This is a genomic window from Streptomyces sp. NPDC026417, from assembly GCF_055567695.1.
Genome location: NZ_JBVHPY010000008.1, coordinates 221,344 through 247,901 on the forward strand (window position 1 = coordinate 221,344; position 26,558 = coordinate 247,901).

Here is a 26,558-nt window from a genome sequence, read left to right on the forward strand (position 1 = left end):
ATCCCGTCGACGAGCCGGCCTCACCCGCCGAGCGGATCCCGTCGGCCCAGCCGCTCCCACCGGCCCAGCCGCTCCCACCGGCCGAGCCGCTCCCACCGGCCGAGCCGCTCCCACCGGCCGAGCCGCTCGGCTCCCGTCCGACCGGCCGGTCCCGTCGGCCACGCCGGGGCACGTCACGCGGGGGGCTGCCCCGCCGGGCGCCCGCGGAGCCCCGATGCGCGCGCCGGCGGCCGGGTGCGCAGGAGCCGTGACGCCGCTGCCGCCGACACGGTCGCCGCGACCAGCGCGCAGGCCCCCGCGCACGCGCCCAGCAGCTCCCACGGCACCGTCACGGTCACCGGGGCCGACAGGCGGGCGAGCGCGGCGCCCAGTGCGGCGAGGCTCACCGCGGTGACGGCGACGCCGAGGACCGCGCCGACCCCGACGGCCAGCACCGATTCGCCCACGACCACGCCCAGCACCTGTGCCCGGGTGGCGCCCGCCAGGCGCAGCGAGCGCAGCTCGGCGCCCCGGGCGGACGTCGCCATCGCCAGCGTCCCGGCGAGCGAGATGACCGTGTACACCAGGGCGATGCCCAGCACCACGAGCAGTCCGAGGCGGGTCTGCGGGCCGGTGCGCGGATGCGTGGCGGCCGACCGGGCGGCGGTCGTGTGGACCCGGCCGCCCGAGCCGGAGGCCCGCAGGGCGGCGGCCACGGTGGCCGGGTCGGCGCCCGGCGCCACCCGCACGTCGAGCCGGTCGACCGCGGCCCGCGGTGCGTTCGCCCTGGTCACGTACGCGCCGCTGTTCCCGGTGCCCTGGGCCAGTACCGCGACGACGCGCAGCCGGGCCGGCCGGCCGTCGCCGAGCCACACCCGCACCCGGGAGCCCACCTCGTGCCGCTCCCACTCCTCGTTCACGACGATGGAGCGGTCGTCGAGATCGTCGAGGTTCCCGGCCACCACCGGAAGCCGTGCCACCGACGCGAACGCGCGCACGTCCGTGACCGCCCGCGCGTCGGAGCGGATCAGTGCGGACCCCTCCTCCCGTACGAACACGGCGGTGGACGCGGTGCCCGACACCGTCGCTCCCGCCACCCGGACCGGCCGCAGAGCGTCGCCGGTCACCACGAACTGCGCGCCGGTGCCGTCGCGTGCCTCCCGCGCCCGCGCCTCCGTGACGGTCTGCGCCGAACCGAGCAGGCAGCCCGCCAGCGCCACCGTCACCAGGACCGGAGCGGCGACGGCCGAGGTCCGGCGCACGGACGCGCGCGCGTTCTCGCGGATCAGCAGGCCGCTCGCACCGGGCAGCCGGACCAGGCCGGCGAGGGGGCGGACGAGGACGGGTGCCAGCGCGGCCACCGCCGTCACCAGGATCATCGGCTGGGTCGTGTACGTCTTCCGCTTCAGCAGTCCGGCCGGCTCGGTCCCCAGCTTCCAGGCCAGCAGGCCGAGTCCCCCCGCCAGCAGGGCCGGGCCCACCACACGCCGGGTCCGCGTCATCGCCCCCGAGTCCACCGTCGCCTCGCGCAACGCCGCCGTGGGAGGGGTCCTGCCCGCCCGGCGCGACGCCGCCCAGGCTCCCAGGACGGCCACCGACAGACCGGTGGCGCACGCGGCTCCGTACGGCCAGAGCGCCGGCCCCCGCAGCGCGAACCACGGGGGCGCGATCCCGCCCTCCACCAGTGCCCGGACCAGCCGGGGCGCGGCCCACGCGCCCAGCGCGCATCCCGCCGCCGACGCCGCGGTGCCCACCGCGAGCGCCTCGCCGAGCAGCATCCCGCGCACCCGTCCGGGGGTCGCCCCGGCCAGCCGCAGCAGCCCGAACTCCCGCCGCCGCAGGGCTGCCACGTGCGCGAACGTGGAGGCCGTCACGAACATCGAGACGAACGCCGCGACCCCGGCCGCCGTTCCGAGCAGGGAGTCGACCGCGACGAGCGCCTCGGCGTCCCGTGCCGTCGCGGGATCGGCCAGCCGCCGGTCGTCCCCGGTCAGGACCCGGGCGCGGGCGGCCCCGGCCTCGCCGTGCGCGTCGGCGGAGGACGCCGCGGCTTCGGCGACGACTCCGCGCACGGCGGCGGCCGGCGCGTCGACGCCCACCGCGTCCCGGGCCTCCCCGTCCGTCCGTACGGGTCCCAAGTCCCGCAGCTTCCGCAGCAGTTCGTCGTCCACAGGGTGTGGATGCGCCAGCTTCCGCGACACTCGGGCGATGCCCGGTCCGTGCCGCACCTCCACCGTGAGCGTGTCCCGGCCCATGACCACGACCGGCGAGCCGGCGAAGCGCTGCGGTGCGGGGGCGGGGGCGTCGAACGTCGCGGCGAGGCCGAGGCCCATGGCCGCCGTCATTCCGACCCCGAGCGCCACGGCGACGAAGGAACCGAGCAGGGAGGTCCAGCGCGTCCGCAGCGACGACAGGGTCAGCACGCCGCACCCACCGGGGCCGGCGTGACGCCTCGCGGACCTTCCAGCCGGGTCAGCTGCGCGGCGACGTCCTTCGCCGAGGGCGCCGACAGCTCGCCGTACAGCCGGCCGTCGACCAGGAAGACCACCCGGTCCGCGTACGAGGCGGCCACCGGGTCGTGGGTGACCAGCACCGTCGTCTGCCCCTCCTCGTCCACCGACTGCCGCAGCAGAAGCAGCACGTGACGGCTGGTCGCGGTGTCCAGGGCGCCTGTCGGCTCGTCACCGAAGAGGACGTCGGGCCGGGTGATCAGCGCGCGTGCGAGGGCCACCCGCTGCTGCTGCCCGCCCGACAGCTGCGACGGACGGTGCCCGGCCCGCTCCGCCAGCCCCACCCGGGCCAGGGCCTCGCGCACCGCTCCGTGCGACGGACGGTGCCCGGCCAGCCGCAGCGGCAGCGCGACGTTCTGCGCGGCGGTCAGTGAGGGCAGCAGATTGAAGGACTGGAACACGAACCCGATCCGCTCCCGCCGCAGCAGCGTCCGCCGCCGCTCGCTCAGCCCCGCCAGCTCCACGCCGCCCACGGTGACCGTCCCGGAGGTCGGCCGGTCCAGGCCCGCCGCACAGTGCAGCAGGGTCGACTTCCCCGACCCCGACGGCCCCATCACGGCGGTGAAGCTCCCGGCGGCGAGGTCGAGGTCCACCCCGTCCAGGGCGGCGACGGCGCCGTAGTGGCGGCGCAGGGAACGGATGCGTACGGCTGTGGTGGTCATGCCTCCCAGCGAACCGCGCGCCGCCTTCGCGCACACGACCACCAGCGGGTGTCCCCGGGGTGGGGCCAGACCCACCCCGGCGGGACGGCGGAACCCTCGCTGCACGGCGTGGCACGATCGAGGGATGACCAGCAGTACGCCCAGCACCGTGGAGCGCGCCTTCGAGGCCCTCTACGCCGACACCGACGCCGCCCTCGACACGGGCGCCTCGCTGCTCGCCGCCGACCCCGCCTCGGACGCCGAACTCGCGCGCCGCGGCGAGGAGTTCGTCTCCGCCGCCTGGCGTCGCGGCTGGCAGCCCGCCGATGTCGTACGCCTGGTGCGCCGCGAGCTGGACGACGTCCACGTCCGCCTGGTGTCGGAGCTGGTGCTGGCGGAGGCGAGGCGGCGGCCCGAGGCCGGCAGGGGGCCGCGGTGGGCGGCTCAGCTCGGTGACCTGGCGGCCGAGGCGCGGGCCCCGCGCACCGACCGCTTCTCGTACGCGACCTCGGTGCTGGAGCTGTACCGGCTGCTGCTGCGGCTGCCCGCCATCGAGCCGCTGGACGCACCGCGGCCCGGCACCGGCCGGGACGCCCGGACGGCCTCCCACGACTCCCGCATGCTCGGCCGGATCCGTGCCCTGCTCGCGAAGGCGGAGGCGACCGGCTTCCCGGAGGAGGCCGAGGCGCTGAGCGCCAAGGCGCAGGAGCTGATGGCACGGCACAGCATCGACGAGGCGCTGCTCGCGGCCCGTACGCACGCCAAGGACGCGCCGGGTGCCTGCCGGATCGGGATCGAGGCGCCGTACGAGACCGCCAAGGCGGTGCTCCTGGACGCGGTGGCCCGGGCCAACCGCTGCCGCGCGGTGTGGAACGACGACCTCGGCTTCTCCACCGTCGTCGGCTTCGAGGCCGACCTGGAGGCCCTCGAGCTGCTGCACACCTCGCTGCTCGTGCAGGCCACGGCGGCGATGACCAAGGCGGAGGCGGCCCAGCGGGCGGGCGGCCGCAAGCGTACGAAGACCTTCCGGCAGTCCTTCCTCGCCGCGTACGCGCACCGGATCGGCGACCGTCTCTCGGCGGTGGCCGAGGGGCAGGTGTCCGAGTCGGCGGGGGAGCTGCTGCCGGTCCTGGCGGCTCGCGACGTCGCGGTCGCGGACCGCCTGGAGGACCTGTTCCCGCGCACGGTGACCACCCGCCTGCGCGGTGTCGGCGACGCCGCCGGCTGGCAGGAGGGGTCGGCCGCGGCGGACCGGGCCCAGGTCGGGAACCGCCCCCGGCTGAGGTGACGGGGCAGGGCGCCGGAAACGGCCGGCCCCGGCGGGCACGGAAGCTGCCGGCCGGTGGGGCCGGTCCGTCATTCGCGGCGATCCGTACGCCGGTGACGACGCTCGCGAGGCGGGGCAGGAGGGCGCGGCGGCCGGCGACCCGGCCGACGCCGACGGCACCCGGTGGTCTCCCGCGGGTGCCGTGGTGTCCGTCCGACGCTTCGGCCCCGGCCTCAGTCCCCCGCCGTCCGGAACGGGCTCACCGACGCGTCCGCGGCGGTCCCGCCCCGGAGGGCGACCGCGCCGTACTCCCACGGGAAGGACCGGGGGGCGGTCGAGTCGGGCAGGCCGATGGCGACGGTGCGCACGTCGGCACCCTTCGCGGAGTCGCCCTCGGGCCCCCGCACATACGTGATCGTGAAGGTCGCGGCCTCGCCCGGCGCGAGCTTGACCTTCGCCGCCTTCGCGCCCTCCTGTGCGGCGACGGTCCATGTGGTGTCGCCGTCGCCGTGCAGGCCGACCTCCGGGAAGCCCCCCACGGAACAGGCGGCCGCGGCGCTGTTGGTGACGGTGACCGGCACGTTGCCGGTGTCCCCGGCGGCGGGGGCGGCGTTGCCGGGTCCCATTTCGATGTCCACCTGGTCGGCGGTGCAGACGCCGGAGGCCGCGGACGGCTTCGTCTTGGCGTCGTCGGCGGTCCCGCCGTCGTCGCAGGCGGACAGCGTGAGAGCCGCCGCGAGGACGGTGACGGTGATGGGAAGGACGCGCATGGGTTCCCCCTGGGGTCGTGACGGTGCACATGGATCATCACGCAAGCCGGTTCCCGCCCGCTCCTCGCCCCACCGTTGCGCCACTCCTTCGGGGAACGCCGACGGGCCGCGGCACCCCGAAGGGTCCCGCGGCCCGTACGGTACGACGTGCTCCTCGCGTGAGTTCAGGAACCGAGGCTCGCCGACGGCAGGCCAGAGGGCAGCTTGCCGCCCTCGGCCTTGCGGTACGTCTCCTCCAGGCCGCCCTCCCACTTGACCTTCATGGTCGTGGAGCCGACGGAGTCGACCATGCCCTTGGCGCGGTCGTCGGAGCCGTCCGGGCACGTGAGGTGGATCATCTGCATGTCCGCCTCCTTGCCCGCGGTGCCGCTGCACACGGTGCCGCCGGTGGCGAACAGCCCGGCCTCCTTGCCGTTGACGACCAGGACGACCGCCTTGCCGTCGGTCGTGGCGAGCCAGCTGCCCTCCAGTTTCCCCGAGGCGGACGCGCCCCCGGAGCCCCCGGAGCCCCCGGTGTCCGTGGTGGCGGTGGCGGACGGGCCGTCGGACGCGCCGGAATCCGCGTCGGAGCCGCCGTCGCCGTCACTGCTGCAGGCGGTCAGCACGAGTGCCGCCGCCAGTCCCGCGGCCGCGGCCGCGCTCCGCACCCGCTGGCGCGGGAAGGTCGCCGAAGTCACTGGAAGTCCCCCAAGGGTGGGCGGTGATCACTGAGGTCGCCGGGACGACCGCAGCAAGCTACCAGGAGGGGACCCGCCTGCCCGGGAGGCATCCATAGGTAGGTATTTCCCTACGCTTGACGCGTAGGGAAATACCTACCTATTGTCGCTCCCATGAACATCACCCACGCCTCCTTCGTCACCCTCCCGGTCGCCGACCAGGAGCGGGCCCTGCGCTTCTACACGGAGGTCCTCGGCTTCGAGGTCACCGCCGACCGGCGGATGCCGCCCGGCCGCTGGCTCCAGGTCGCGCCGCGGGGCGCGCAGACCGTCTTCACGCTCTCGGGACCCGGCATGGGTGGTTTCGTGCCCGGCGAGGCCCGGGGGATCATGTTGCTCACGACCGACGTCGACGCCGACTGCGCGCGGCTCACGGCTGCCGGGGTCGCGGTGGACGGGCCGGACGAGGCCCCCTGGGGCCGCATGGCCTCCTTCCGCGACCCGGACGGCAACGGTCTGATGCTGCTGACGGAGAAGGAAGGCTTCTGAGCACGACATGACGATCACCGGGCCCCGTGAGGACCGCCTCTTCGCCGCGCTCGCCAACGCCACCCGGCGTGAGGTGCTGCGACTGCTGCGCGACGACGGACCGCAGCCGGTCCAGGCGCTCGCCGACCACTTCGAGATGCGCCGCCCGAGCCTCTCCGAGCACCTCAAGATCCTCCGGGACGCCGGGCTGGTCTCGGAGGAGCGGTCCGGACGGCAGCGCATCTACCGGCTGGAGGCCGCCCCGCTCGCCGAGGTGCAGGACTGGCTCCATCCGTACGAGCGGTTCTGGCGCGACAGGCTGCGGGGCCTCGGTGATCTGCTGGACCGCATGCCCGACCATGACGAGACATGAGCTCCGCAGAACACCTCGCACCGGACCCCGGTGACGACGACCTGACGACCGTCCGCGTCGACCAGTTCCTCCCGCACCCGCCGGCCAAGGTCTGGCGGGCCCTCACCGAGCCGGAACTGCTCGCGCAGTGGCAGATGCCGGGCTCCGAGGACTTCCGCCTGGAGGTCGGGCACCAGTACACGCTGACGTCCGTGCCGCGGCCCAACACCGACTTCTCCGGCGTGGTCGACGTGCGCGTTCTCGCCTACGAGAACGAGCGGATGCTGCGCGTCCGGTGGGCCGACGCCGACCCCGGCCGTCCCGCGGACTGGACCATCACGTGGACGCTGGAACAGGAAGGCCGTGGAACGCGTCTCTTCCTAGTGCACGAGGGATTCGACCCGGACGACCCCGCGCAGATGCTGGCGCGGAAGATCATGGGCGGGGGCTGGAGGTCGCATGTGCTGCGTTCTCTCGGGCAGGCGCTGGACCGGCTGTAGTCGGCCGGCCAGCGTGCAGTAGTCAAAACCCGGTAAAAGCTGTAACCGCGGGACCACCCCGCGTGCACGTGCATTTGCTCATGCATCTGCACATGAACAGGGCTATGATCCGGGACAGTTGACCACTGCATCAATGGTCACATCAGCCAATGCACCACCCGGGGAGCAACCTGTGGACCACGACGTGTGCGACGTGGACGACGTGTACAACGGCATGGCGGCCACGGCGCTGCATGGGGCGAACTGGCAGAAGAGCAGACACAGCAACTCGCAGGGATCCTGCGTGGAGTTCGCCCGGCTGCCCGGCGGTGAGGTGGCGGTGCGCAACTCGCGTTTTCCGGAGGGGCCCGCGCTCGTCTACACGCGTGCGGAGATCGAGGCCATGCTGCTGGGCATCAAGGACGGCGAGTTCGACCATCTGATAGCGGGCGCGTGAGGGTGAACGGCATGCGGCCGGGCCGGCGGGGCCGCCGGTCCCGTACAACGTTCCGTCACGGGTGAGCAACGTGCCGTGACGCGCGTAGAACCGCGGCGCGCAAAGGCGCCGCGGTTCGTCATTCGGTACCGGCCCCGGCGTTGGGCAACCGGAACAGCGCCCACACGACCTTTCCGCTGAGCCTGCCGGCGAGCGGGTGCCAGCCCCAGCCGTCGGCGAACGAGTCGACCAGGAAGAGGCCGCGCCCCGACTCCGCGGAGAAGTCGTCCGAGTCGCGTGCGACGGGGCTGTCGTTGCTGGGGTCGCGCACGGCGCACACCAGACGGGTCGTCCAGCGCATCAGGTGCAGCCGGACGGGCGGGTCCTGTTCGCAGGCGCGTGGTGTGTCCGCCGGCAGCGCGTGCCGCAGTGCGTTGGTGACCAGCTCGGAGACCACCAGGCAGACGTCGTCGAAGCGGTCGCCTATGTCCCACTGGTCGAGCGTTCTGCGGCTGAACTGCCGTGCCTCGCGCACCGCTTCGTAGCGGGCGGGCAGCGCGCACGAGGCGGCTTCGGACACGGCCGCGGGGTCGAGCGGCGGAAGCCCCTGCCGTAACGGCTCGAGCATGGTCGATCCATTCGTCCCCATGCGAGGCACTCCCGGGGTTCGCGGTCGTGGCGATGCAGCGGTGGCGCGGGACCATGGTTCCGAAAGCCCCCCGCAGATGCAAGGGCAGATGCACGTGCACGCGCCGGAATTGATCGCTCCCGTACCCCTTCCTGTGCATTTCTTCTGTCACCTTCTTCCCCCTTGTTTGCCCTCAACTGATCTTTTTCTGCGTGGCTCCTTCGGTTGCTTTCCGTTTCTGTAACCGGACGAGTACAGCTTGAAGTGTTTTAGTGGCAGACTTCGGCCCCTGGAGACGGTTGGGGAGGCGGACGAACGTGAGCGCTGGTGAGTCGAGCGGCTCGGTGGTGCGGCGCATGCTGCTGGGGTCGCATCTGAGGCGCCTGCGAGAGGCGCGCGGCATCACCCGGGAAGCGGCCGGTTACTCGATCCGTGCCTCCGAATCGAAGATCAGCCGCATGGAGTTGGGACGGGTGAGCTTCAAGACGCGTGACGTCGAGGACCTGCTGACGCTCTACGGCATCGCGGACGAGGCCGAGCGGACGTCCCTCATCTCCCTCGCGAAAGAGGCCAACGTCGCGGGGTGGTGGCACAGTTACTCGGACGTCCTCCCGAGCTGGTTCCCGACGTACGTCGGCCTGGAGGGCGCGGCTCACGTCATCCGCTCCTACGAAGTGCAGTTCGTGCACGGCCTGTTGCAGACCGAGGCGTATGCGCACGCGGTCGTCAGGCGGGGCATGAAGGGGGCGAGCGCCGCGGACGTCGACCGGCGGGTGGCCCTGCGCCTGGAGCGCCAGAAGCACCTCGTCTCCGAGCGGGCCCCCGAGTTCCACTGCGTCCTGGACGAGGCCGCGCTGCGCCGCCCGTACGGCGACCGCGAGGTCATGCGCGGCCAGCTCCAGCACCTGATCGAGCTGTCGGAGCGGCCGAACGTCAAGATCCAGGTCATGCCGTTCAGCTTCGGCGGCCACTCGGGCGAGAGCGGCTCCTTCACCATCCTGAGCTTCCCGGAGTCCGACCTCTCCGACGTCGTCTACCTCGAACAGCTCACCAGTGCCCTGTACTTGGACAAGCGCGAGGACGTCACCCAGTACGAGGGCGCGCTCAAGGAACTGCAGCAGGACAGTCCGGGGCCGTCCGAGAGCCGCGACCTGCTCCGGGGGCTGCTCCAGCTGTCCTGAGGGGGCCGTCCGCGCCGCTCGGCGGGGTGCTCGGGAGTCCGTGCGGACTGTCCCGAGCGGCCCTCAACTCCCTTTGCACACCAGTACGATGACGTGTGATCAGACGTTGATCGGATGCCTGCCTCGGCAGCCCTGGGATTGAGGGATCACATGTCGTCCTACTTCACCGACCTGGCACAGCAGTACATCGACGGCGAGTGGCGCCCGGGGACCGGCTCCTGGGACATCATCGACTTCAACCCGTACAACGGCGAGAAGCTGGCGTCGATCACGATAGCCACGGTCGACGAGGTCGACGAGGCCTACCGCGCGGCCCAGCGCGCCCAGAAGGAGTGGGCCGCGACCAACCCGTACGCGCGCCGTGCCGTCTTCGAGCGCGCGCTGCGGATCATCGAGGAGCGCGAGCAGGAGATCACCGAGGTGATCATCGCGGAGCTCGGCGGCACCCACCTCAAGGCCGGTTTCGAGCTGCACCTCGCCAAGGAGTTCCTGCGCGAGTCCGTCCAGCTGGCGCTGCGGCCCGAGGGGCGCATCCTGCCCTCGCCGGTCGACGGCAAGGAGAACCGGGTCTACCGCGTCCCGGTCGGCGTCGTCGGCGTCATCAGCCCCTTCAACTTCCCCTTCCTGCTGTCGCTGAAGTCCGTCGCGCCCGCCCTCGCCCTCGGCAACGGCGTCGTCCTGAAGCCGCACCAGAACACCCCGATCGTCGGCGGCTCCCTGGTCGCCAAGGTCTTCGAGGACGCGGGTCTGCCCGGCGGCCTGCTGAACGTCGTGATCACCGACATCGCCGAGATCGGCGACGCCTTCCTGGAGCACCCGGTCCCGAAGGTCATCTCCTTCACCGGTTCCGACAAGGTGGGCCGCCACGTCGCCACGGTCTGCGCCGCACAGTTCAAGCGCTCGGTCCTCGAACTCGGCGGCAACAGCGCGCTCGTGGTGCTCGACGACGCGGACGTCGACTACGCCGTGGACGCCGCGGTGTTCAGCCGGTACGTGCACCAGGGCCAGGTCTGCATGGCGGCCAACCGCGTCCTGGTGGACCGCTCGCTCCTGGCCGAGTTCACCGACAAGTTCGTCACCAAGGTCAAGGGCCTGAAGGCCGGCGACCCGAGCGATCCCCAGACGGTCATCGGCCCGGTCATCAACTCCTCGCAGGCGGACGCCATCACGGGGGCCGTGGACCAGGCGCTCGCCGAGGGCGCCACCGCCCTCCTGCGCGGCGCCACCACCGACAACCTCGTCGAGCCGACCGTGCTGACCGACCTGCCCGCCGACTCCGAGATCCTGCGCCAGGAGATCTTCGGTCCGGTGGCGCTGCTCGTCCCCTTCGACGGCGAGGAGGAGGCCGTGCGCATCGTGAACGACACCCCGTACGGCCTCAGCGGCGCCGTCCACACGGCGGACGTCGAGCGCGGTGTGGCGTTCGCCAAGCAGATCGACACCGGCATGTTCCACGTGAACGACGGCACGGTCCACGACGAGCCGCTGGTCGCCTTCGGCGGCGAGAAGGCCTCGGGGGTCGGCCGGCTGAACGGCGAGGCGACCGTCGAGGCCTTCACCACCCAGAAGTGGATCTCGGTGCAGCACGGGCGCAGCTTCTTCCCGTTCTAGTACGTCCCGGCCACGTTGTGGCGCGCCGGGCCCTTGCGGACAGGAACTGACCGCAAGGGCCCGTAGCTTCGTGGGTGTCGAGAAGGAACGGCACACGGCACCCCACGAAAGGCGGCCCGACATGGTCACTCACGTTTCCGCGGAAGCGCACGGCGACGAGCGCGGAGCGCTGCTCTCGTTCCTGGAGGGCGAGCGCGGCGGCATCCGGCGGACCCTGCTCGGACTCGACGCGGAGCAGGCCACGAGCAGGCCCAGCGCGAGCGAACTGTCCCTGGCGGGGCTGGTCAAGCACGTGGGCGAGGTCGAGCAGAGCTGGATCGCCCGCGCGAAGGGGGAGCCGCCGGCCGTCGAGCGGGACGAGTCGAACTGGCACGAGTGCTTCGTGCTCGTCGGGGACGAGACCCCCGAGTCGGTCCTCGCGTACTGGGACAAGGTCGCGGCCGAGACCGAGGCGTTCATCCGGTCGGCGCCGAGCCTCGACGACACCTTCCCGCTGCCGGACGCCCCCTGGTTCCCGCCGGACGAGCGGGTCTCCCTGCGCTGGGTGATGCTGCGGCTGATCTCGGAGACGGCCCGCCACGCCGGCCACGCCGACGTCATCCGGGAGTCCCTCGACGGACGGACCGCCTTCGAGCTGGTCGCCGACGAGCAGGGCGGTGGCCGGGACTGAGCGGCGGCCAGTCCGAGCGGCGGCCACCTCCGGGCGCGAGCGGCCCCGGCGGCGGCTGGGCCCGGCGAGGGGGCGGCACGCGGCGGGGTCCTAACCTGGACCCCATGTCAGCGATCCGTCTCCTCGTGCTGGGCGCGGTGCGCCAGCACGGGCGGGCCCACGGCTACCAGGTGCGCAACGACCTGGAGTACTGGGGCGCGCACGAGTGGTCCAACGCCAAGCCCGGCTCGATCTACCACGCGCTCAAGCAGATGGCCAAGCAGGGGCTGCTGCACGCCCACGAGATCGCGCCGTCCACGGCGGGCGGGCCGCCCCGCACCGAGTACGAGATCACGGACCGCGGCACCGAGGAGTTCCTGGCGCTGCTGAGGGAGTCCCTGACGTCGTACGACCAGAAGATGGACGTCAGATCGGCGGGCATCGGGTTCCTCGTCGAGCTGCCGCGGGACGAGGCGGTGGGCCTCCTGAAGGAGCGCATCCGGCGGATCCGTGAATGGCGCTCCGCGGTCACCGAGCACTACGTGCCCGAGGACGGCCCCGAACAGCTCGGCCACATCGGCGAGATCATGAACCTGTGGGTCCACTCCGCCGACGCCGACGCCGAGTGGACGAGGGGCCTGATCGAGCGGGTCGAGCGCGGGGCGTACACCTTCGCGGGTGAGGGCGAGCCGTTCGTCGGCGTCCTGGCGGAGGGTGAGGACAACCCGTACGCGACGGGGACGCCGCATCCTGGGGATCACGACTAATCAAGTTTGACGAATGTATGGGCGGGTATTACGTTCACGCCAGTGGTCAAGTTTGACTACTTGAGGTGGAGGGAGCCGGATGACCGACGCGATCGCAGTCGAGGGCGTACGGAAGCGGTACGGGGAGAGGGCGGCCCTGGACGGCCTGGACCTGGCGGTGGAGCGCGGCACCGTGCACGGCCTGCTGGGTCCGAACGGGGCGGGCAAGACCACCGCGGTACGCGTGCTCACCACCCTGCTGCGGCCCGACGCGGGCCGCGCGGAGGTCGCCGGGTACGACGTGGTGCACGCGCCCGCGCAGGTGCGGCGCCGCATCGGTCTGCTCGGCCAGCACGCCGCGCTCGACGAGGAGCTCGGCGGCCGCCAGAACCTGGAGATGTTCGGGCGGCTGTACCACCTGGGCGCCCGCCGCGCGCGGGTGCGGGCCGGTGAGCTCCTGGAGCGCTTCGGCCTCGCGGACACCGGGCGCAAGGCGGTCAAGCGGTACAGCGGCGGCATGCGGCGCCGGCTGGACCTGGCGGCCTCGCTGATCACCGAGCCGGAGGTGCTGTTCCTGGACGAGCCGACGACCGGACTCGACCCGCGCGGGCGCACGGAGGTGTGGGCGGCGGTGCGCTCCCTGGTAGGCGGCGGCACCACGGTCCTGCTCACCACGCAGTACCTGGAGGAGGCGGACCAGCTCGCCGACCGCATCTCGGTCGTCGACCGGGGCCGGGTCGTCGCGGACGGCACGGCCGACGAGCTGAAGGCGCGCACGGGCGGTGACCGCATCGACGTCGTCCTGCGCGACGCCGGCCAACTGGGCGCAGCCGTGGCTCTGTTGCCGGTGCCCGCCGACGGTGTCTCGGTGGACACCGACCGGCGTCTGCTGAGCGCGCCGGTCACCGACCGCATGGCGGCGCTCTCCGGGATCGTGCGCGCACTGGAGGAGGCGGGGATCGAGGCGGAGGACGTCGCGCTGCGCCGCCCGACGCTCGACGAGGTGTTCCTGCACCTCACGGAGGACGACCGGCGCGAGAAGGAGACGGTGTGAGTACGGCGTACGAGGACGGCTTCGGCGGCCGGGAGTCCCGCGTCCTGACCGACTGCTGGACCATGACCCGCCGCGAGTTCGCCCACTGGGCACGGCAGCCGGTGCAGGTGCTCGTCGGCCTGGTCTTCCCCGTGATGCTGCTGCTGATGTTCGGCTACCTGGTCGGTGGCGGCCGCGAGGTCGAGGGCGACTACGTGGACTACCTGGTCCCCGGCATGCTCGCGCTGACCATGGCCTTCGGCCTGGAGGGCACGATGCTCGCCGTCACCCAGGACCTCAACAAGGGCGTCGTCGACCGCTTCCGCTCCATGCCGATGGCCGACGGCGCGGTGCTCGTGGGCCGTTCGGTGGCCGACATGCTGCAGTCCGCGCTGACGCTGCTCGTACTGACCGGGGTCGGAGCCGCCATCGGCTGGGGCCCGCACGGCGGCCCGGGGGCCTTCCTGGGTGCCATGGGCCTGCTGCTGCTCTTCCGGTTCGCGATGCTGTGGATCGGCATCGAGCTGGCGATGGTGGCGGGCCGGCCGGAGATGGTGCAGGCCGTCCAGATCCTGGTGTGGCCGGTCGGCTTCCTCTCCAACGCGTTCGCGGTCCCGGAGTCCATGCCCGCCTGGCTGGGCACGGCGGTCGAGTGGAACCCGATGTCGCAGACCGCGACGGCGGTACGGGACCTCCTCGGCGGCCCGGGCGGCGAGCCGGGCCACGTCTGGGCCGCCGTGGCCTGGCCGCTCGCCCTGCTCGCCGTCTTCTTCCCGGCGGCCGTACGGAGGTTCGCCCGCCTCAGCCGCTGACGGGGCCCGGGGCGGCCTCAGTGATGGAAGCCGGTGGCCGCGCCCTTGTCGTGGGTGGAGGGGCGCGGCTGCCGGCGCAGTTCGGGCAGGAGGCGGCTCAGGTCGTCCACGAACAGCTCGGCGAGGTCCATCGAGAACCCGTTGCGGCACACCACCCGCAGCACGGAGAGGTCCTCCCGGTTCGCCGGGAAGGTGTACGCGGGCACCAGCCAGCCGCGCTCACGCATCCGCCGGGACACGTCGAAGACGTCGTACGCCGTCACCTCGGGCTTCGTCGTGAAGGCGAAGACCGGCAGCTCGTCGCCGCGGGTGAGGAGGTGGAAGTCCTCCATGGCCTCGATGCGCCCGGCGAGCGCGCCGGCCACGTCCCGGGTCGTCTGCTGCACCGCCCGGTAGCCCTCCCGGCCCAGCCGCAGGAAGGTGTAGTACTGCGCCACGACCTGCGCGCCCGGCCGGGAGAAGTTGAGCGCGAAGGTCGGCATGTCGCCGCCCAGGTAGTTGACCCGGAAGACGAGCTCCTCGGGCAGCGACTCCTTGTCGCGCCACAGCGCCCAGCCGACACCGGGGTAGACGAGGCCGTACTTGTGCCCCGAGGTGTTGATGGACGCCACCCGCGGCAGCCGGAAGTCCCAGGCCACGTCCGGGTCGAGGAAGGGCGCCACCATCGCGCCGGACGCGCCGTCGACGTGCACGGGGACGTCCAGGCCCGTGCGTTCCTGGAGCGCGTCCAGCGCCGCGCACAGGTCGGCGATCGGCTCGTAGGACCCGTCGAAGGTGGAGCCGAGGACGCCCACGACCCCGATGGTGTTCTCGTCGCACAGCTCGGCGGCGGCCTGGGGATCGAGGTGGTACCGGTCGCCCTCCATGGGCACCTGGCGCGCCTCGACCTCCCAGAAATTGCAGAACTTGTCCCAGCAGACCTGGACGTTGACGCCCATCACCAGGTTCGGGCGGGCCCCGGGATAGCGGTCGGCGTTGCGCTGGGCCCAGCGGCGCTTGAGCGCCATCCCGGCGAGCATGCACGCCTCGCTCGACCCGGTCGTCGAACAGCCCACGGCCGCCGACGGGTCCGGCGCGTTCCAGAGGTCGGCGAGCATGGCGACACAGCGCCGCTCCAGCTCGGCCGTGCGCGGGTACTCGTCCTTGTCGATCATGTTCTTGTCGCGGCACTCCGCCATCAGCACACCGGCCTGCGGTTCCATCCAGGTGGTGACGAAGGTGGCGAGGTTGAGCCGTGAGTTCCCGTCCAGCATCAGCTCGTCGTGGACGAGCTGGTAGGCGGTGGTGGGCGGCAGCGGGCCGTCCGGGAGGCGGTGCGTGGGCGGCGCCTCCACCATGCCGCTGACCGGATTGGTCTCCCCGTAGAAGGGGTTGACGGACAGGGGACGGTCGTCGTGCTGCTCGGGGCCCTTGTGGAGCGCCATGTCGCCTCCGTGCGGATGAGTGGGGGAGTGGGGTCAGCGAAGCGGGGTTCCGTCGGCGTGCAGTTGCATCTGGGGACGTCCGGTCACCAGCAGCCAGGCCGGCACCGTCGCCATGACGAGCAGCGGCAGCACGGCGGTGTCGGAGGCCAGGACGGCGGCCGTGAACAGGCTGATCCAGCCCTGCCGGGTGACGGCCAGCAGCACCCCGAGCACGGCGCAGACCACGGCGAGCGTGACGTCCACCTCGGGCACCAGGGCGTGGGCGCACAGGCCGAGGGCCACTCCCGCGAAGACCGAGGGGAAGATCCGGCCGCCGCGGAACCCGCACGAGGTCGCGACGAGCAGCGCCGCCAGCTTGACCACGGTCATCAGCGCGAACTCCCCCGAGGACCAGCCGTCCGGGTTCGCGGCCAGGACCTTGATCTCGTCCAGGCCCTTGAAGAGCGTCAGGTGCCCGCCCAGCGCGCCCAGCAGGCCGAGCACCAGACCGCCCAGGGGAAGGGCCAGCCACGGGCGACCGAGCCGCGCGAAGACGCCGTGGGCGAACGGAAGGGCGTAGACCGCCGCCATGCCGACCAGCGCCGCGACGGAGGCGATGATCAGGGCGCCGGGCAGGTCACCCCAGTGCGGCCCCGAGTACGCGGGCAGCGAGAGGTCGAAGCTCGGGTGGGCCAGCAGGGTGACGGTCAGCGCGCCCATGCCGCCCGCGAGCAGCGGCGGCAGCAGCCGGTCCCAGAGGGCGCCGCGTCCCGGCTGCTCGGCCAGCACCTCGGAGAAGATCAGTGCGGCGGCCACCGGAGTGCCGAACAGGGCGCCGACCGTTCCCGCGGCGGCCAGCGACAGCCACAGCATGGTGGGGGAGCCGGGAGCGATCCGGGCGCCCAGCCAGCAGGCGAGGGCGATGTTGGTGGCCGTGATCGGGTTCTCGGGGCCCAGACTGACCCCGCCCGCCAGCGCCAGGACGGTGACGACGAGCAGTCCCGGCAGCACCGCGGGCGCCAGCGGAGGGTCGACGAGGCCGCTGGCCGCCGGATCGGGGCCCGCGTGCCGCGGCACCTTCCAGATGACCAGGCCCACCGCGATGCCGGTCGCCGTGAGCATCACGATCATCCAGAGCGAGGAGTAGCGGCCGATCCCCAGCGCGTCCGGGAGGGTCTGCCACAGGACGTCCTCCAGGTGGTCGGCGACCCAGCTGACGCCCAGCAGGACGAGCGCCGCGGCGATGCCGACGAGCATGGAGGGCACGAGCAGCGGCAGCAGTCGCCGGACGGGGGTCGGGCCCGGCGCTGCCGGGGCTTCGGTGCTCACGAGTCACACCCTAAGTGGGCAAAAGCCGCATAACATCCCGGGGACTTCCGGCTTGCACCTGACGCCACGTGAGGGACGAGGCTGAAGGGCGTAACGGAAAGGGAGCCGACATGGGCTACTCAGTGGGCCAGGTCGCCGGTTTCGCCGGCGTCACGGTGCGCACGCTGCACCACTACGACGAGATCGGCCTGCTCGCACCGAGCGAGCGCAGCCACGCGGGCCATCGGCGGTACGGCGACGCCGACCTCGACCGGCTGCAGCAGATCCTGTTCTACCGCGAGCTCGGCTTCCCGCTGGACCAGGTCGCGGCCCTGCTCGACGACCCGGAAGCGGACCCGCGCGCGCACCTGCGCCGCCAGCACGAACTGCTGACCGCCCGGATCGAGAAGCTGCAGAAGATGGCCGCGGCCGTGGAGCACGCCATGGAGGCACGCACGATGGGCATCAACCTCACGCCCGAGGAGAAGTTCGAGGTCTTCGGGGACAAGGACCCCGAGGCGCACGCGGAGCAGGCCGAGCGCCGCTGGGGCGGCACGGAGGCGTACGCGGAGTCGCAGCGCCGCGCCGCCCGCTACACGAAGGAGGACTGGAAGCGGATGCAGGCCGAGGTCGCCGCCTGGGGGGAGCGCTACGGCACTCTCATGGCGGCGGGCGAACCCCCGGCCGGCGAGCCGGCCATGGACCTGGCCGAGGAGCACCGGCAGCACATCACCAAGTGGTTCTACGCGTGCTCGTACGAGATGCACCGGGGGCTCGGCGAGATGTACGTGTCCGACGAGCGGTTCAAGGAGTTCTACGACTCCATGCGGCCGGGGCTCGCCGAACACCTGAGGGACGCCATCGCGGCGAACGCCGCGCGCCGCTCCTGACCACCTGGCCCGGGGTCACTCCCGGGCCAGGACCACGGCCGTTCCGTACGCGCACACCTCCGTGCCCACGTCGGCGGCCTCCGACACGTCGAAGCGGAACATCAGCACGGCGTTGGCGCCGCGCGCGCGTGCCTGCTCGACCAGCCGCTCCATGGCCTGGTTGCGGGTCTCCACGAGGGTCTTGGTGAGGCCCCGCAGCTCACCGCCGATCATCGACTTCAGGCCCGCGCCGATCTGGCTGCCCAGATGCCGTGAGCGCACGGTGAGGCCGAAGACCTCGCCGATCACCTGCTCGACGCGGTGCCCGGGCACATCGTTCGTCGTCACGACCAGGACGTCGGACTGGGGGCTGATGCCGCCACCGTAATCTTCGATTCCCATGGCTCACAGCTTTGTCCCAGTCGGGGCACAGTGCATCCCGGAGGCACCCGTGGAACCTGGCGCCGGCACCCGACGTTGATAGCGTTGGTCGGCCCGACCCCGCCGCCGTATCCTTCCTTCACCCCCAGGAGCCCGGAACCGTGACGACGCTTGCCCTTGGACCAAGCTGGCTGGATCCGAACACCCTCCTGGACAATTTCGGCATCTGGGGCCTGCTGCTCATCGTCTTCGCCGAGTCCGGCCTGCTGATCGGCTTCTTCCTGCCGGGCGACTCGCTGCTGTTCACCTGCGGCCTGCTGATCGCGTCGAACCAGCTGGACTTCCCGCTGTGGCTGGCCGTCGTGCTGATCTGCGTCGCCGCCATCGCCGGCGACCAGGCGGGCTACCTGTTCGGCAAGAAGGTCGGCCCCTCGCTCTTCACCCGCCCGGACTCCCGCCTCTTCAAGCAGGAGAACGTGGTCAAGGCCCACGAGTTCTTCGAGAAGTACGGCCCCAAGTCCCTGGTCCTGGCCCGCTTCGTGCCCATCGTGCGCACCTTCACGCCGATCATCGCCGGCGTCAGCGGCATGCGGTACCGCTCCTTCATCACCTTCAACATCATCGGCGGTGTGCTCTGGGGCGCGGGCGTCACGCTCCTCGGCTCCTGGCTCGGCAACATCGAGTTCGTGCACAAGAACATCGAGGCGATCCTCATCCTGATCGTCCTCGTCTCGGTGGTCCCGATCGCCATCGAGTACCTGCGGGCCCGCGGCAAGGGCAAGAAGGCGGCGGCCGCCTCCGACGGCCCGGCCCAGGTCGCCCCGGGCCAGCGCGGCCGTCACGCCAAGCGCTAGAGGGCGTCGCTCGGGTCACCCCGGGTCCGCCCGCCGCGCCGCGGACGCAGGGCGCCTCAGAAGCCGCGCGTCCGCTTGGCGGCGCGGCGGCCGGCGGCGTCGCCGCCCGGCGTCCGCAGGAACAGCCGGGAGATCTCGGACCCCAGGTTGACCCCGATGGCGATGGCCATCGCGAGCGCCGCGGCCTTGGTCAGGGACACCAGCCCCTTGTCGACGTCGTTCTGCGCGATGGCCAGCAGCCCGAAGTACGTGGCCGAACCGGGCAGCAGCGGCCCGATCGCGGCCGTGGTGTACGGGAGCGCCGACGCGAACCGATAGCGGGAGAGCAACTGCCCGAAGAGCCCCACCAGGCCGGCCGCCACCGCGGTCGACGCGACCGGGGAGATGTCGCCGACGTAGTGCATGGCGCCGTACACCGCCCAGGCCACGCCCCCGTTGAGGGTCACCGCCAGCACGGTGGACCGTTCCTGTTGGAGCAGCACCGCGAAGGTGAGCGACAGCAGCATCGACGCCACGAGCTGCAGCACCGGCCGTTCGGAGACGCCGAGGGCCTGGTCCGGGTTGAGCTCGGCGCCCAGCTTCACGCCGAAGTACAGGATCAGCAGCACGCCCGTGACGATGCCCACGAAGAAGTACATGACCTCCAGCAGGCGCGCGGACGCGGTGATGTAGAAGCCGGTGAGACCGTCCTGGACGCCCGCGACCAGCGCTCTTCCCGGCAGCAGCGCGAAGAGTCCACCGGTGATCACCGCCGACGCCTTGACGCCGGCCCCCGCCAGCTGGAGCGCCACCCCGATCGCGGCCGGCGGCATCGCGGCCACCGTGAACTGGTAGAACTCCGGCAGCCCCCGCCCCGCGCACAACCACGCCAGCCGGTCGCCGAGCATCGCGCCGAGCGCCGCGGCGACGAACACGAAGACGTCACCGCCGACGAGCACCGAGGCCGCGCCCGCGAGCAGCCCGCCCGCCGCGGTCAGCACCCAGCCGGGGTACGGGTGGCGGTTCCGGCGGATCTCCACGAGGCGCCGGTAGGCCTCCTCCAGGGAGATCGCGGTCTCCGCGTCGCTGAGGTCGTCGACGAGCCGGTAGACGGCCGCGAGGCGCGTGTAGTCGGTGCCGCGGCGACGAACGGTCCGGGAGGCCGTCACGGGGTCGTCCACCAGGGACGGCTGGTGCGAGATCGACAGCAGGGTGAACGTGACGTTCGGTTCGCAGCGGTCCAGGCCGTAGGAGCGGCAGACGGCGAACATCGCCGCCTCCACGTCCTCGGCGCCCTCGCCGCCCGCCAGCAGCAGCTCGCCGATACGCAGCGTCAGGTCGAGCACGCGCGGCACCGCCGGGCCCGACTCGTCCTCCTTGCGCACCAGCTCGGGCGCCGGCCGCTCGGTCACCGGCATGCGCAGCATGGTGCGCATCCGGTCCTGCCAGGGTGCGTCCTTGGTGAGCCGGACCACCGGCATGCCGGTCGGCGGCGTGAAGGCGGGAGGCGCGTGCTTCGCGCTGTAGGTGTGCGGGGTGCTGAAGGCCGAGCCCTCGGAGTCGACGGGGGCCGCGTGAGGGACGTCGAGGCCCTTGGGGAGGGCGAACTCCGACGTCGTGGAGGACTCCTCCTCGACCACCGGGGCTTGCGGCGCCACCACACCGGCCGGTGGGGCGAACGCACTCCTCGCCTCGTCCGACTGCGGTTTGCGGTCTTCCGCCTCCGGGTCCGCCACCAGCGCCTGCCTTGCCTTTCGTGCGGTGCGCGTACGTCTCACACGTACTTTCCGTACGTCTTACGCGTACCTTCCGTACGCCTCAGTATGCGTACGGAAACGCGAACGGGCCGCGCGGCCCCCTGCGGAGTCGCGCGGCCCGGACACGGAGCAGGGCAGGTCAGTGACCGCCGGACTCCTTGAAGCGCTTGTAGGAACGCTCGATCTCGGCCTCGGCCTCGGTGCGGCCGACCCAGTTGGCGCCCTCGACGGACTTGCCGGGCTCCAGGTCCTTGTAGACCTCGAAGAAGTGCTGGATCTCCAGACGGTCGAACTCCGACACGTGGTGGATGTCCCGCAGGTGCTCCACGCGCGGGTCGTGCGCCGGGACGCACAGCAGCTTGTCGTCGCCGCCGGCCTCGTCGGTCATGCGGAACATGCCGATCGTGCGGCACTGGATGAGGCAGCCGGGGAAGGTCGGCTCGTCCAGGATGACCAGCGCGTCCAGCGGGTCGCCGTCCTCGCCGAGGGTGTTCTCGACGAAGCCGTAGTCGGCCGGGTAGCTGGTCGAAGTGAAGAGTCGACGGTCCAGGCGGATCCGACCGGTCTCGTGGTCCACCTCGTACTTGTTCCGCGAACCCTTCGGAATCTCGATCGTGACGTCGAACTCCACCGGTGGCTCCTCCATGATCAGCACATAGTTCTGGTGGTTAAGTGTCCCTCACGCAGGTGTGTGATCGCGAAAGGGGCTGGTGATCGTGCCAGAGCTGAGGGCCTGGCGGACCGCGAGACCGCATGTGGTGCGGGTCGCGCGGACCGTGAAACCGCACGTCGTGCGGGTCACCCGAGCCGTCCGGCCGCGCCCCGTGAGGGTCACGACTCCGCAGCTCACAGCCGTCGCCGCCACCGTGGGCCTGGCGCTCGCGGCCGGGTTGGCGACCGCGGCCGGTCCCTGGGACTCCTCGGGTCAGCGTACGGCGGAGCGCGACTGGGCCGCATCGCGGGCCGGACAGGGTGGCGGAGATCACGGCCCCGACCGCGGTACGGCGGGCGGCGGACCCCGCCCCGCGCCCAGCGCCGCGTCCGTCCTGGCCGGGCTGGGCGGCACCGCCGGTTCGGCGCCCCCGCCCGACGGGAAGGCCCTGGCCGCCGTCCTCGACCCGCTCCTGAAGGACCCCTCGCTGGGGACGCGGCACTCGGCCGTCGTCGTCGACGTGGCGACCGGGCGCCGGCTGTACGGCGTGGGGCCCGGCGAGGCGCTGACCCCCGCCTCCACCACGAAGATCGCCACCGCGATCGCCGCGCTGACCGCGGCGGGCGCCGACCACCGCATCACCACCCGGGCGGCCCTGGAGCCCGACACCAAGGAGGTCGTGCTCGTCGGCGGCGGCGACCCGACCCTGACCGCGCGGAAGAAGACCGACGGGGACTGGGCGAGCCTGCGCACCCTGGCCGCCGACACCGCCCGCACGCTCAAGGACCGCAAGCTGGACGAGGTGACGCTCTCGTACGACACCTCGCTGTACGCCGGCTCGGGACAGCCGCCCGCCGGCGTGGACGGCAACCTCACCCAGGTCAGCCCGCTGATGGTCGACGAGGGCCGCCTCGACGACTCGTCCAGCGGGGCGGCGGCCCGCACCGCCGATCCGGCGGGCGACGCGGCCCGCAAGTTCGCGGACCTCCTGGAGGACGAGGGCATCGGGACGACCCCGCCCGGCCCCTCGAAGGCGACCGGCCGCTCCGAGACCCTCGCCGAGGTCCAGTCCCCGCCGATGTCCGCCCTCGTCGAGCGGATGCTCACCAACAGCGACAACGACATCGCCGAGGCCCTCGCCCGGCAGACGGCCCTCGCCGCCGGCGAACCGGCGAGCTTCGAGGGCGGCGGCAAGGCGATCCGGGCCCAGTTGAAGAAACTGGACGTGCCGCTGAAGGGCTCCGCTTTCGCGGACGGGAGTGGCCTGAATCGTTCGGACAAGCTCTCCGCCGAACAGTTGACCGACCTTCTTGCCGCGGCCGGCGACCCCGCCCGCCCCGAGTTGCGCCCCGTCCTCACCGGGCTCCCGGTGGCGGGCTTCACCGGCACGCTCAGCCAGCGCTACGCCGACGGCGCGGACCGCGGGGCCACCGGCGTCGTACGCGCCAAGACCGGCACCCTGACGGGCGTCAACGCGCTGGCCGGGACGGTGGTCGACACCGACGGCCGGCTGCTGGCCTTCGCGTTCCTCGCCTCCGGGACCACGGACCGCACCACCGCCCAAGCGGCCCTGGACCGCTCGGCGTCGGCCCTCGCGGCCTGCGGCTGCCGCTAGGCCGGGTGCCACGAGGGGCGCCACGGACGGGCTTTCGCCCCCGGGCGTCCCGGGAGCACCACGGACCCCGGGCCTGCCACGGCGGACGCACGACCGGCTCCGCACCCCTCACCGCACCCGGACACCCTCACGTACGGTTGACGCATGACGAGCATCGGTGGTGCCGAGATGGTCGACTGGAATCTCGCGGTGGCGACCGCGACCCGGCTCGTGAGGCCGGGCCCCGAGGTGAGCCGCGACGAGGCCCGGGCCGTCGTCGCGGAGCTGCGCCGCCACGCGAAGGCCTCGGAGGAGCACGTACGGGGGTTCACCCGGCTGGGTGAACAGGGCGTGCACGACACCCCCGTCCTCGTCGTCGACCGCCCCGGCTGGGTCCGGGCGAACGTCGCCGGCTTCCGGGAACTCCTCAAGCCCCTGCTGGACAAGATGCAGGAACGGCGCGGCAACACCGCGGGCGGAGCCGTCTTCGGAGCCGTCGGCGGCAAGGTCACCGGCGTCGAACTGGGCATGCTCCTGTCCTTCCTGTCCTCCCGCGTACTCGGGCAGTACGAGACCTTCGCCCCCTCCACCCGCGACCTCCCGGCCGGCGAGAACGGCGGCGGCAGGCTCCTCCTGGTCGCGCCGAACATCGTGCACGTGGAGCGCGAACTCGACGTCCAGCCCCACGACTTCCGGCTGTGGGTCTGCCTCCACGAGGAGACGCACCGCACCCAGTTCACGGCCGTGCCCTGGCTGCGCGACCACCTGGAGGGCGAAATCCAGTCTTTCTTGGGAGAGACCGAGGTCGACCCCATGACCGTCCTGGAGCGGATCAGGGAAGCCGCCCAGTCCCTTGCCGGTGGTCGCCCCGAGGGCGAGGAGGGCGAGGACGGCCGGTCCCTCGTGGAACTGGTGCAGACGCCGGCCCAGCGCGAGATCCTCGGCCGCCTCACCGCGGTGATGTCCCTGCTGGAGGGCCACGCCGACTTCGTGATGGACGGCGTCGGCCCCGCCGTCGTCCCGTCCGTGGCCGAGATTCGCGAGAAGTTCCAGCAGCGCCGGGCCAAGGGCGCCTCCCGCCTGGACCTGGCCCTGCGCAAGCTGCTCGGTCTGGACGCCAAGCTCCGGCAGTACCGGGACGGCGAGCGCTTCGTGCGCGCGGTCGTCGACCAGGTCGGCATGGACGGCTTCAACCGGGTGTGGACGTCCCCGAACACGCTCCCGACCAAGGCGGAGATCTCCAAACCGGCGGACTGGGTCACTCGGGTGCACCGGAAGGCCGAGTCGTGAAGCCGTCCACGGGGTCGTGAAACGAATCCGGCCGACGGCAGGCGAACGCCCCTCCAATCACCCGTCCGAGGGACCGTGAGGCAGGAGTAGGCGTGCAATGCTCGGGGAACGGCCCGGTTCTGTCACCATCTACACACTCTGAGTGACCGACATCGGGTTCACCCCCCGAAAACTTCATGAAGGGAACCGGACATGGGTCCCCATCCTGCGGTCGCGGCGATACGCCTGGCGGTTCGCCGCGTACTCCACGACATCCTCACCGAGCACACACCCTCCTCAGGCGCCGGGCGCACGCCCGCCTCCTGCGCCGGGTGCGCGCCCTCCTCCACCGCCGTACGCCCCGCGGGCGTCGGCAGCGAGCGCGTACCGGCGCCCGCCACCCGGCGCGCGCGCACTACCGGAGCGCCCGCGGACACGCCGCACGAGCAGCCGCCGCCGCTCGTCCTCGTCGCGTGCTCCGGCGGCGCGGACTCCATGGCGCTCGCCTCCGCCCTCGCCTTCGAGGCCCCCAAACTCGGCATCCGCGCCGGTGGCATCACCGTCGACCACGGTCTGCAGCCCGGCTCCGACCTGCGCGCCGACGAGGTCGTCCTGCGCCTCGGCGAACTCGGGCTCGGCCCGGCCGAGGCCGTCGCCGTCACCGTCGGCCGCGACGGCGGGCCCGAAGCCGCCGCCCGCGACGCCCGGTACGCCGCCCTGGACGCCGCCGCCGAACGGCACGGCGCCGCCGCGATCCTGCTCGGCCACACCCGCGACGACCAGGCCGAAACCGTCCTGCTCGGCCTCGCCCGCGGCTCCGGCATCCGCTCCCTGTCCGGGATGGCCGCGGTCTCGGGGGCCGACGGCCGCTACCGGCGCCCCTTCCTGCACCTCGACCGGCAGACCGCCCGCAAGGCCTGCATGGCCCAGTCGCTGCTCGTCTGGGACGACCCGCACAACGCCGACCCGGCCTACACCCGCTCCCGGCTGCGCCACGAGGGCCTGCCCGCGCTGGAGAAGGCGCTCGGCAAGGGAGTCGTCGAGGCGCTCGCCCGGACGGCCCAGCTCTCCCGCGACGACGCGGACGCCCTGGACGCCTGGGCCCGCCAGGCGGAGGCGTCCGTACGCGACGCCGCCGGCCTCCTGGAGTGCGCCAAGCTCTACGCGCTGCCGCCCGCCGTGCGCCGCCGCATCCTGCGCCGCGCCGCCATCGAGGCGGGCGCACCCGCAGGTTCGCTGTTCGCCCGGCACATCGAGGAGATCGACCGCCTGATCACCGGATGGCGCGGTCAGGGAGCCATCAATCTCCCGGGCCGAGTCGTCGCTCAGCGGCAGGGTGGCAGACTGGTGATCCGGCAAGGCTGAAACCGGACCCTCCGCCGGAGCCGCCCGAGCGGCTCCTGGGGACCGCTTGCGCGGGGCGTGGGCGGTCCGAGCGGCCGTTGGGACGGACGACCGAAAGTGATGCGGGTGGACGCGAAAGACATGGGCACCGACCTCAAGTCGGTGCTCATCACCAAGGAAGAGATCGACGCGAAGCTGGCCGAGCTGGCCGCGAAGATCGACGCGGAGTACGCGGGCAAGGACCTGCTGATCGTCGGAGTCCTCAAGGGCGCGGTGATGGTCATGGCGGACCTGGCACGTGCGCTGTCCACCCCCGTCACGATGGACTGGATGGCCGTGTCCTCGTACGGCGCGGGCACCCAGTCCTCCGGCGTGGTGCGGATCCTCAAGGACCTCGACACCGACATCAAGGGCAAGCACGTCCTGATCGTCGAGGACATCATCGACTCGGGCCTGACCCTGTCCTGGCTGATCTCCAACCTCGGCTCCCGCGAGCCGGCGTCCCTCAAGGTGTGCACGCTGCTGCGCAAGCCGGAGGCCGCCAAGGTCGCGATCGACGTCGAATGGGTCGGCTTCGACATCCCGAACGAGTTCGTCATCGGCTACGGCCTGGACTATGCCGAGAAGTACCGGAACCTCCCGTTCGTCGGTACGCTCGCGCCCCACGTCTACGGCGGCTGAACGAACCGTTCCCGGTCTTCCCGGGACGGCCGGGAACCCCAGCGGGTTTCGCGCCGTTGGAGCATGCGTGGGCGGGATTGCCAGTCGTCCCCTGCGGCTTCGGGTGACAATGCTGGGGTACCGTCCGAAGAACAGTCTTTAAAAGTCTTTATCAAACTCACTATGGCAGGAGGGACGGGGCGGCTCCGC

26 protein-coding genes and 1 pseudogene are annotated in these 26,558 nt (G+C 72.3%); 17 read left to right on the forward strand and 10 right to left on the reverse strand.

Going from position 1 to position 26,558, the window contains the following annotated elements; translation table 11 throughout:
- Nucleotides 1-173: 173 nt before the first annotated feature.
- On the reverse strand, nt 174-2,402 hold the full coding sequence (locus tag ACZ4NT_RS15670) for an ABC transporter permease (RefSeq protein ID WP_467725752.1): 2,229 nt from the start codon (nt 2,400-2,402) through the stop codon (nt 174-176).
- A complete protein-coding gene (locus ACZ4NT_RS15675; RefSeq protein WP_467725754.1) occupies nt 2,396-3,151 on the reverse strand; it encodes an ABC transporter ATP-binding protein in 756 nt (251 codons plus the stop codon). Before ACZ4NT_RS15675 ends, ACZ4NT_RS15670 begins: the two co-directional genes overlap by 7 nt.
- A gap of 124 nt (nt 3,152-3,275) precedes the next feature.
- Between ACZ4NT_RS15675 and ACZ4NT_RS15680 the strand changes: the two genes are divergently transcribed.
- Nucleotides 3,276-4,418, forward strand: coding sequence for a DUF2786 domain-containing protein (locus ACZ4NT_RS15680; RefSeq protein WP_467725756.1), 1,143 nt, complete (start codon nt 3,276-3,278; stop codon nt 4,416-4,418).
- Nucleotides 4,419-4,630: 212 nt separating this feature from the next.
- On the opposite strand, the gene ACZ4NT_RS15685 is transcribed toward ACZ4NT_RS15680, so the two are convergent.
- Together ACZ4NT_RS15685 and ACZ4NT_RS15690 are read right to left on the reverse strand one after the other, a co-directional pair.
- Entirely contained in the window at nt 4,631-5,167 is a 537-nt protein-coding gene (locus tag ACZ4NT_RS15685; RefSeq protein WP_467725758.1) for a DUF4232 domain-containing protein, read from the reverse strand.
- A gap of 164 nt (nt 5,168-5,331) precedes the next feature.
- Nucleotides 5,332-5,844 carry a hypothetical protein gene (locus ACZ4NT_RS15690; RefSeq protein WP_121405260.1) on the reverse strand — a complete coding sequence of 171 codons (513 nt, stop codon included), beginning with the start codon at nt 5,842-5,844 and terminating at the stop codon, nt 5,332-5,334.
- A 153-nt stretch (nt 5,845-5,997) separates the two neighbouring features.
- Between ACZ4NT_RS15690 and ACZ4NT_RS15695 the strand changes: the two genes are divergently transcribed.
- The 4 genes from ACZ4NT_RS15695 to ACZ4NT_RS15710 all read left to right on the forward strand — a co-directional run bounded on the left by ACZ4NT_RS15695 (nt 5,998) and on the right by ACZ4NT_RS15710 (nt 7,639).
- On the forward strand, nt 5,998-6,372 hold the full coding sequence (locus ACZ4NT_RS15695) for a VOC family protein (protein WP_467725760.1): 375 nt from the start codon (nt 5,998-6,000) through the stop codon (nt 6,370-6,372).
- A 7-nt stretch (nt 6,373-6,379) separates the two neighbouring features.
- Complete coding sequence (locus tag ACZ4NT_RS15700) at nt 6,380-6,724, forward strand: metalloregulator ArsR/SmtB family transcription factor (protein WP_121405262.1); 345 nt, start codon at nt 6,380-6,382, stop codon at nt 6,722-6,724.
- Nucleotides 6,721-7,203: an SRPBCC family protein gene (locus ACZ4NT_RS15705; protein WP_121405263.1), complete on the forward strand. Its 483-nt coding sequence runs from the start codon at nt 6,721-6,723 to the stop codon at nt 7,201-7,203. Before ACZ4NT_RS15700 ends, ACZ4NT_RS15705 begins: the two co-directional genes overlap by 4 nt.
- A 172-nt stretch (nt 7,204-7,375) precedes the next feature.
- Nucleotides 7,376-7,639, forward strand: a complete 264-nt coding sequence (locus ACZ4NT_RS15710; protein ID WP_121405264.1) for a DUF397 domain-containing protein — start codon at nt 7,376-7,378, stop codon at nt 7,637-7,639.
- 118 nt (nt 7,640-7,757) lie between these two features.
- On the opposite strand, the gene ACZ4NT_RS15715 is transcribed toward ACZ4NT_RS15710, so the two are convergent.
- Complete coding sequence (locus ACZ4NT_RS15715; protein WP_121405265.1) at nt 7,758-8,246, reverse strand: ATP-binding protein; 489 nt, start codon at nt 8,244-8,246, stop codon at nt 7,758-7,760.
- A 356-nt stretch (nt 8,247-8,602) separates the two neighbouring features.
- On the opposite strand from ACZ4NT_RS15715, the gene ACZ4NT_RS15720 reads away from it, so the two are divergent.
- The 6 genes from ACZ4NT_RS15720 (at nt 8,603) to ACZ4NT_RS15745 (ending at nt 14,278) form a co-directional block, all read left to right on the forward strand.
- The gene (locus ACZ4NT_RS15720; protein WP_121406360.1) at nt 8,603-9,427 is read left to right on the forward strand and encodes a Scr1 family TA system antitoxin-like transcriptional regulator; all 825 of its coding nucleotides are present in this window, start codon (nt 8,603-8,605) and stop codon (nt 9,425-9,427) included.
- 150 nt (nt 9,428-9,577) lie between these two features.
- On the forward strand, nt 9,578-11,038 hold the full coding sequence (locus ACZ4NT_RS15725) for an aldehyde dehydrogenase family protein (RefSeq protein ID WP_121405266.1): 1,461 nt from the start codon (nt 9,578-9,580) through the stop codon (nt 11,036-11,038).
- A gap of 121 nt (nt 11,039-11,159) precedes the next feature.
- On the forward strand, nt 11,160-11,708 hold the full coding sequence (locus ACZ4NT_RS15730; protein ID WP_121405267.1) for a DinB family protein: 549 nt from the start codon (nt 11,160-11,162) through the stop codon (nt 11,706-11,708).
- A gap of 104 nt (nt 11,709-11,812) precedes the next feature.
- Nucleotides 11,813-12,454: a PadR family transcriptional regulator gene (locus ACZ4NT_RS15735; RefSeq protein ID WP_121405268.1), complete on the forward strand. Its 642-nt coding sequence runs from the start codon at nt 11,813-11,815 to the stop codon at nt 12,452-12,454.
- Nucleotides 12,455-12,533: 79 nt separating this feature from the next.
- Nucleotides 12,534-13,487, forward strand: a complete 954-nt coding sequence (locus ACZ4NT_RS15740; RefSeq protein WP_121405269.1) for an ATP-binding cassette domain-containing protein — start codon at nt 12,534-12,536, stop codon at nt 13,485-13,487.
- Between the two features lie 62 nt (nt 13,488-13,549).
- The gene (locus ACZ4NT_RS15745) at nt 13,550-14,278 is read left to right on the forward strand and encodes an ABC transporter permease (protein ID WP_467725838.1); all 729 of its coding nucleotides are present in this window, start codon (nt 13,550-13,552) and stop codon (nt 14,276-14,278) included.
- A gap of 17 nt (nt 14,279-14,295) precedes the next feature.
- Here ACZ4NT_RS15745 and ACZ4NT_RS15750 read toward each other — a convergent pair whose 3' ends face one another.
- Both ACZ4NT_RS15750 and ACZ4NT_RS15755 read right to left on the reverse strand, forming a co-directional pair.
- Nucleotides 14,296-15,702: a glutamate decarboxylase gene (locus tag ACZ4NT_RS15750; protein WP_121405270.1), complete on the reverse strand. Its 1,407-nt coding sequence runs from the start codon at nt 15,700-15,702 to the stop codon at nt 14,296-14,298.
- Nucleotides 15,703-15,735: 33 nt separating this feature from the next.
- The gene (locus tag ACZ4NT_RS15755; RefSeq protein WP_467725764.1) at nt 15,736-17,010 is read right to left on the reverse strand and encodes an ion channel protein; all 1,275 of its coding nucleotides are present in this window, start codon (nt 17,008-17,010) and stop codon (nt 15,736-15,738) included.
- Nucleotides 17,011-17,120: 110 nt separating this feature from the next.
- On the opposite strand from ACZ4NT_RS15755, the gene ACZ4NT_RS15760 reads away from it, so the two are divergent.
- Nucleotides 17,121-17,879: a MerR family transcriptional regulator gene (locus ACZ4NT_RS15760; RefSeq protein WP_467725766.1), complete on the forward strand. Its 759-nt coding sequence runs from the start codon at nt 17,121-17,123 to the stop codon at nt 17,877-17,879.
- Between the two features lie 15 nt (nt 17,880-17,894).
- On the opposite strand, the gene ACZ4NT_RS15765 is transcribed toward ACZ4NT_RS15760, so the two are convergent.
- Complete coding sequence (locus ACZ4NT_RS15765) at nt 17,895-18,260, reverse strand: YbjQ family protein (RefSeq protein WP_121405273.1); 366 nt, start codon at nt 18,258-18,260, stop codon at nt 17,895-17,897.
- Nucleotides 18,261-18,400: 140 nt separating this feature from the next.
- Between ACZ4NT_RS15765 and ACZ4NT_RS15770 the strand changes: the two are divergent.
- Nucleotides 18,401-19,027 (forward strand): annotated as a pseudogene (locus ACZ4NT_RS15770) (DedA family protein); the annotation flags it as partial.
- Between the two features lie 122 nt (nt 19,028-19,149).
- On the opposite strand, the gene ACZ4NT_RS15775 reads toward ACZ4NT_RS15770, so the two are convergent.
- Both ACZ4NT_RS15775 and ACZ4NT_RS15780 read right to left on the reverse strand, forming a co-directional pair.
- A complete protein-coding gene (locus ACZ4NT_RS15775; protein ID WP_121405275.1) occupies nt 19,150-20,808 on the reverse strand; it encodes a threonine/serine exporter family protein in 1,659 nt (552 codons plus the stop codon).
- A 160-nt stretch (nt 20,809-20,968) separates the two neighbouring features.
- The gene (locus ACZ4NT_RS15780; RefSeq protein WP_121406362.1) at nt 20,969-21,460 is read right to left on the reverse strand and encodes an inorganic diphosphatase; all 492 of its coding nucleotides are present in this window, start codon (nt 21,458-21,460) and stop codon (nt 20,969-20,971) included.
- Between the two features lie 79 nt (nt 21,461-21,539).
- On the opposite strand from ACZ4NT_RS15780, the gene dacB reads away from it, so the two are divergent.
- The 4 genes from dacB (at nt 21,540) to hpt (ending at nt 26,369) form a co-directional block, all read left to right on the forward strand.
- A complete protein-coding gene (gene dacB / locus ACZ4NT_RS15785; protein ID WP_467725768.1) occupies nt 21,540-23,096 on the forward strand; it encodes a D-alanyl-D-alanine carboxypeptidase/D-alanyl-D-alanine endopeptidase in 1,557 nt (518 codons plus the stop codon).
- A 144-nt stretch (nt 23,097-23,240) separates the two neighbouring features.
- Nucleotides 23,241-24,365: a zinc-dependent metalloprotease gene (locus ACZ4NT_RS15790; RefSeq protein ID WP_121405277.1), complete on the forward strand. Its 1,125-nt coding sequence runs from the start codon at nt 23,241-23,243 to the stop codon at nt 24,363-24,365.
- Between the two features lie 192 nt (nt 24,366-24,557).
- Complete coding sequence (gene tilS, locus ACZ4NT_RS15795) at nt 24,558-25,709, forward strand: tRNA lysidine(34) synthetase TilS (protein ID WP_467725771.1); 1,152 nt, start codon at nt 24,558-24,560, stop codon at nt 25,707-25,709.
- Nucleotides 25,710-25,808: 99 nt separating this feature from the next.
- Nucleotides 25,809-26,369 carry a hypoxanthine phosphoribosyltransferase gene (gene hpt / locus ACZ4NT_RS15800; protein ID WP_010986089.1) on the forward strand — a complete coding sequence of 187 codons (561 nt, stop codon included), beginning with the start codon at nt 25,809-25,811 and terminating at the stop codon, nt 26,367-26,369.
- Nucleotides 26,370-26,558 lie beyond the last annotated feature (189 nt).

Bases quoted from the DNA above. Each gene is read 5' to 3' on its own strand.
- ACZ4NT_RS15720 (WP_121406360.1), top strand. From the start codon at position 8,603: ATGCTGCTGGGGTCGCATCTGAGGCGCCTGCGAGAGGCGCGCGGCATC.
- ACZ4NT_RS15745 (WP_467725838.1), top strand. From the start codon at position 13,550: ATGACCCGCCGCGAGTTCGCCCACTGGGCACGGCAGCCGGTGCAGGTG.
- hpt (WP_010986089.1), top strand. From the start codon at position 25,809: ATGCGGGTGGACGCGAAAGACATGGGCACCGACCTCAAGTCGGTGCTC.
- ACZ4NT_RS15680 (WP_467725756.1), top strand. From the start codon at position 3,276: ATGACCAGCAGTACGCCCAGCACCGTGGAGCGCGCCTTCGAGGCCCTC.
- ACZ4NT_RS15685 (WP_467725758.1), bottom strand. From the start codon at position 5,167: ATGCGCGTCCTTCCCATCACCGTCACCGTCCTCGCGGCGGCTCTCACG.
- ACZ4NT_RS15760 (WP_467725766.1), top strand. From the start codon at position 17,121: ATGGGCTACTCAGTGGGCCAGGTCGCCGGTTTCGCCGGCGTCACGGTG.
- ACZ4NT_RS15695 (WP_467725760.1), top strand. From the start codon at position 5,998: ATGAACATCACCCACGCCTCCTTCGTCACCCTCCCGGTCGCCGACCAG.
- ACZ4NT_RS15735 (WP_121405268.1), top strand. From the start codon at position 11,813: ATGTCAGCGATCCGTCTCCTCGTGCTGGGCGCGGTGCGCCAGCACGGG.
- ACZ4NT_RS15715 (WP_121405265.1), bottom strand. From the start codon at position 8,246: ATGCTCGAGCCGTTACGGCAGGGGCTTCCGCCGCTCGACCCCGCGGCC.
- ACZ4NT_RS15705 (WP_121405263.1), top strand. From the start codon at position 6,721: ATGAGCTCCGCAGAACACCTCGCACCGGACCCCGGTGACGACGACCTG.
- ACZ4NT_RS15765 (WP_121405273.1), bottom strand. From the start codon at position 18,260: ATGGGAATCGAAGATTACGGTGGCGGCATCAGCCCCCAGTCCGACGTC.
- ACZ4NT_RS15740 (WP_121405269.1), top strand. From the start codon at position 12,534: ATGACCGACGCGATCGCAGTCGAGGGCGTACGGAAGCGGTACGGGGAG.
- ACZ4NT_RS15675 (WP_467725754.1), bottom strand. From the start codon at position 3,151: ATGACCACCACAGCCGTACGCATCCGTTCCCTGCGCCGCCACTACGGC.
- ACZ4NT_RS15790 (WP_121405277.1), top strand. From the start codon at position 23,241: ATGACGAGCATCGGTGGTGCCGAGATGGTCGACTGGAATCTCGCGGTG.
- tilS (WP_467725771.1), top strand. From the start codon at position 24,558: ATGGGTCCCCATCCTGCGGTCGCGGCGATACGCCTGGCGGTTCGCCGC.
- ACZ4NT_RS15750 (WP_121405270.1), bottom strand. From the start codon at position 15,702: ATGGCGCTCCACAAGGGCCCCGAGCAGCACGACGACCGTCCCCTGTCC.
- ACZ4NT_RS15730 (WP_121405267.1), top strand. From the start codon at position 11,160: ATGGTCACTCACGTTTCCGCGGAAGCGCACGGCGACGAGCGCGGAGCG.
- ACZ4NT_RS15700 (WP_121405262.1), top strand. From the start codon at position 6,380: ATGACGATCACCGGGCCCCGTGAGGACCGCCTCTTCGCCGCGCTCGCC.
- ACZ4NT_RS15725 (WP_121405266.1), top strand. From the start codon at position 9,578: ATGTCGTCCTACTTCACCGACCTGGCACAGCAGTACATCGACGGCGAG.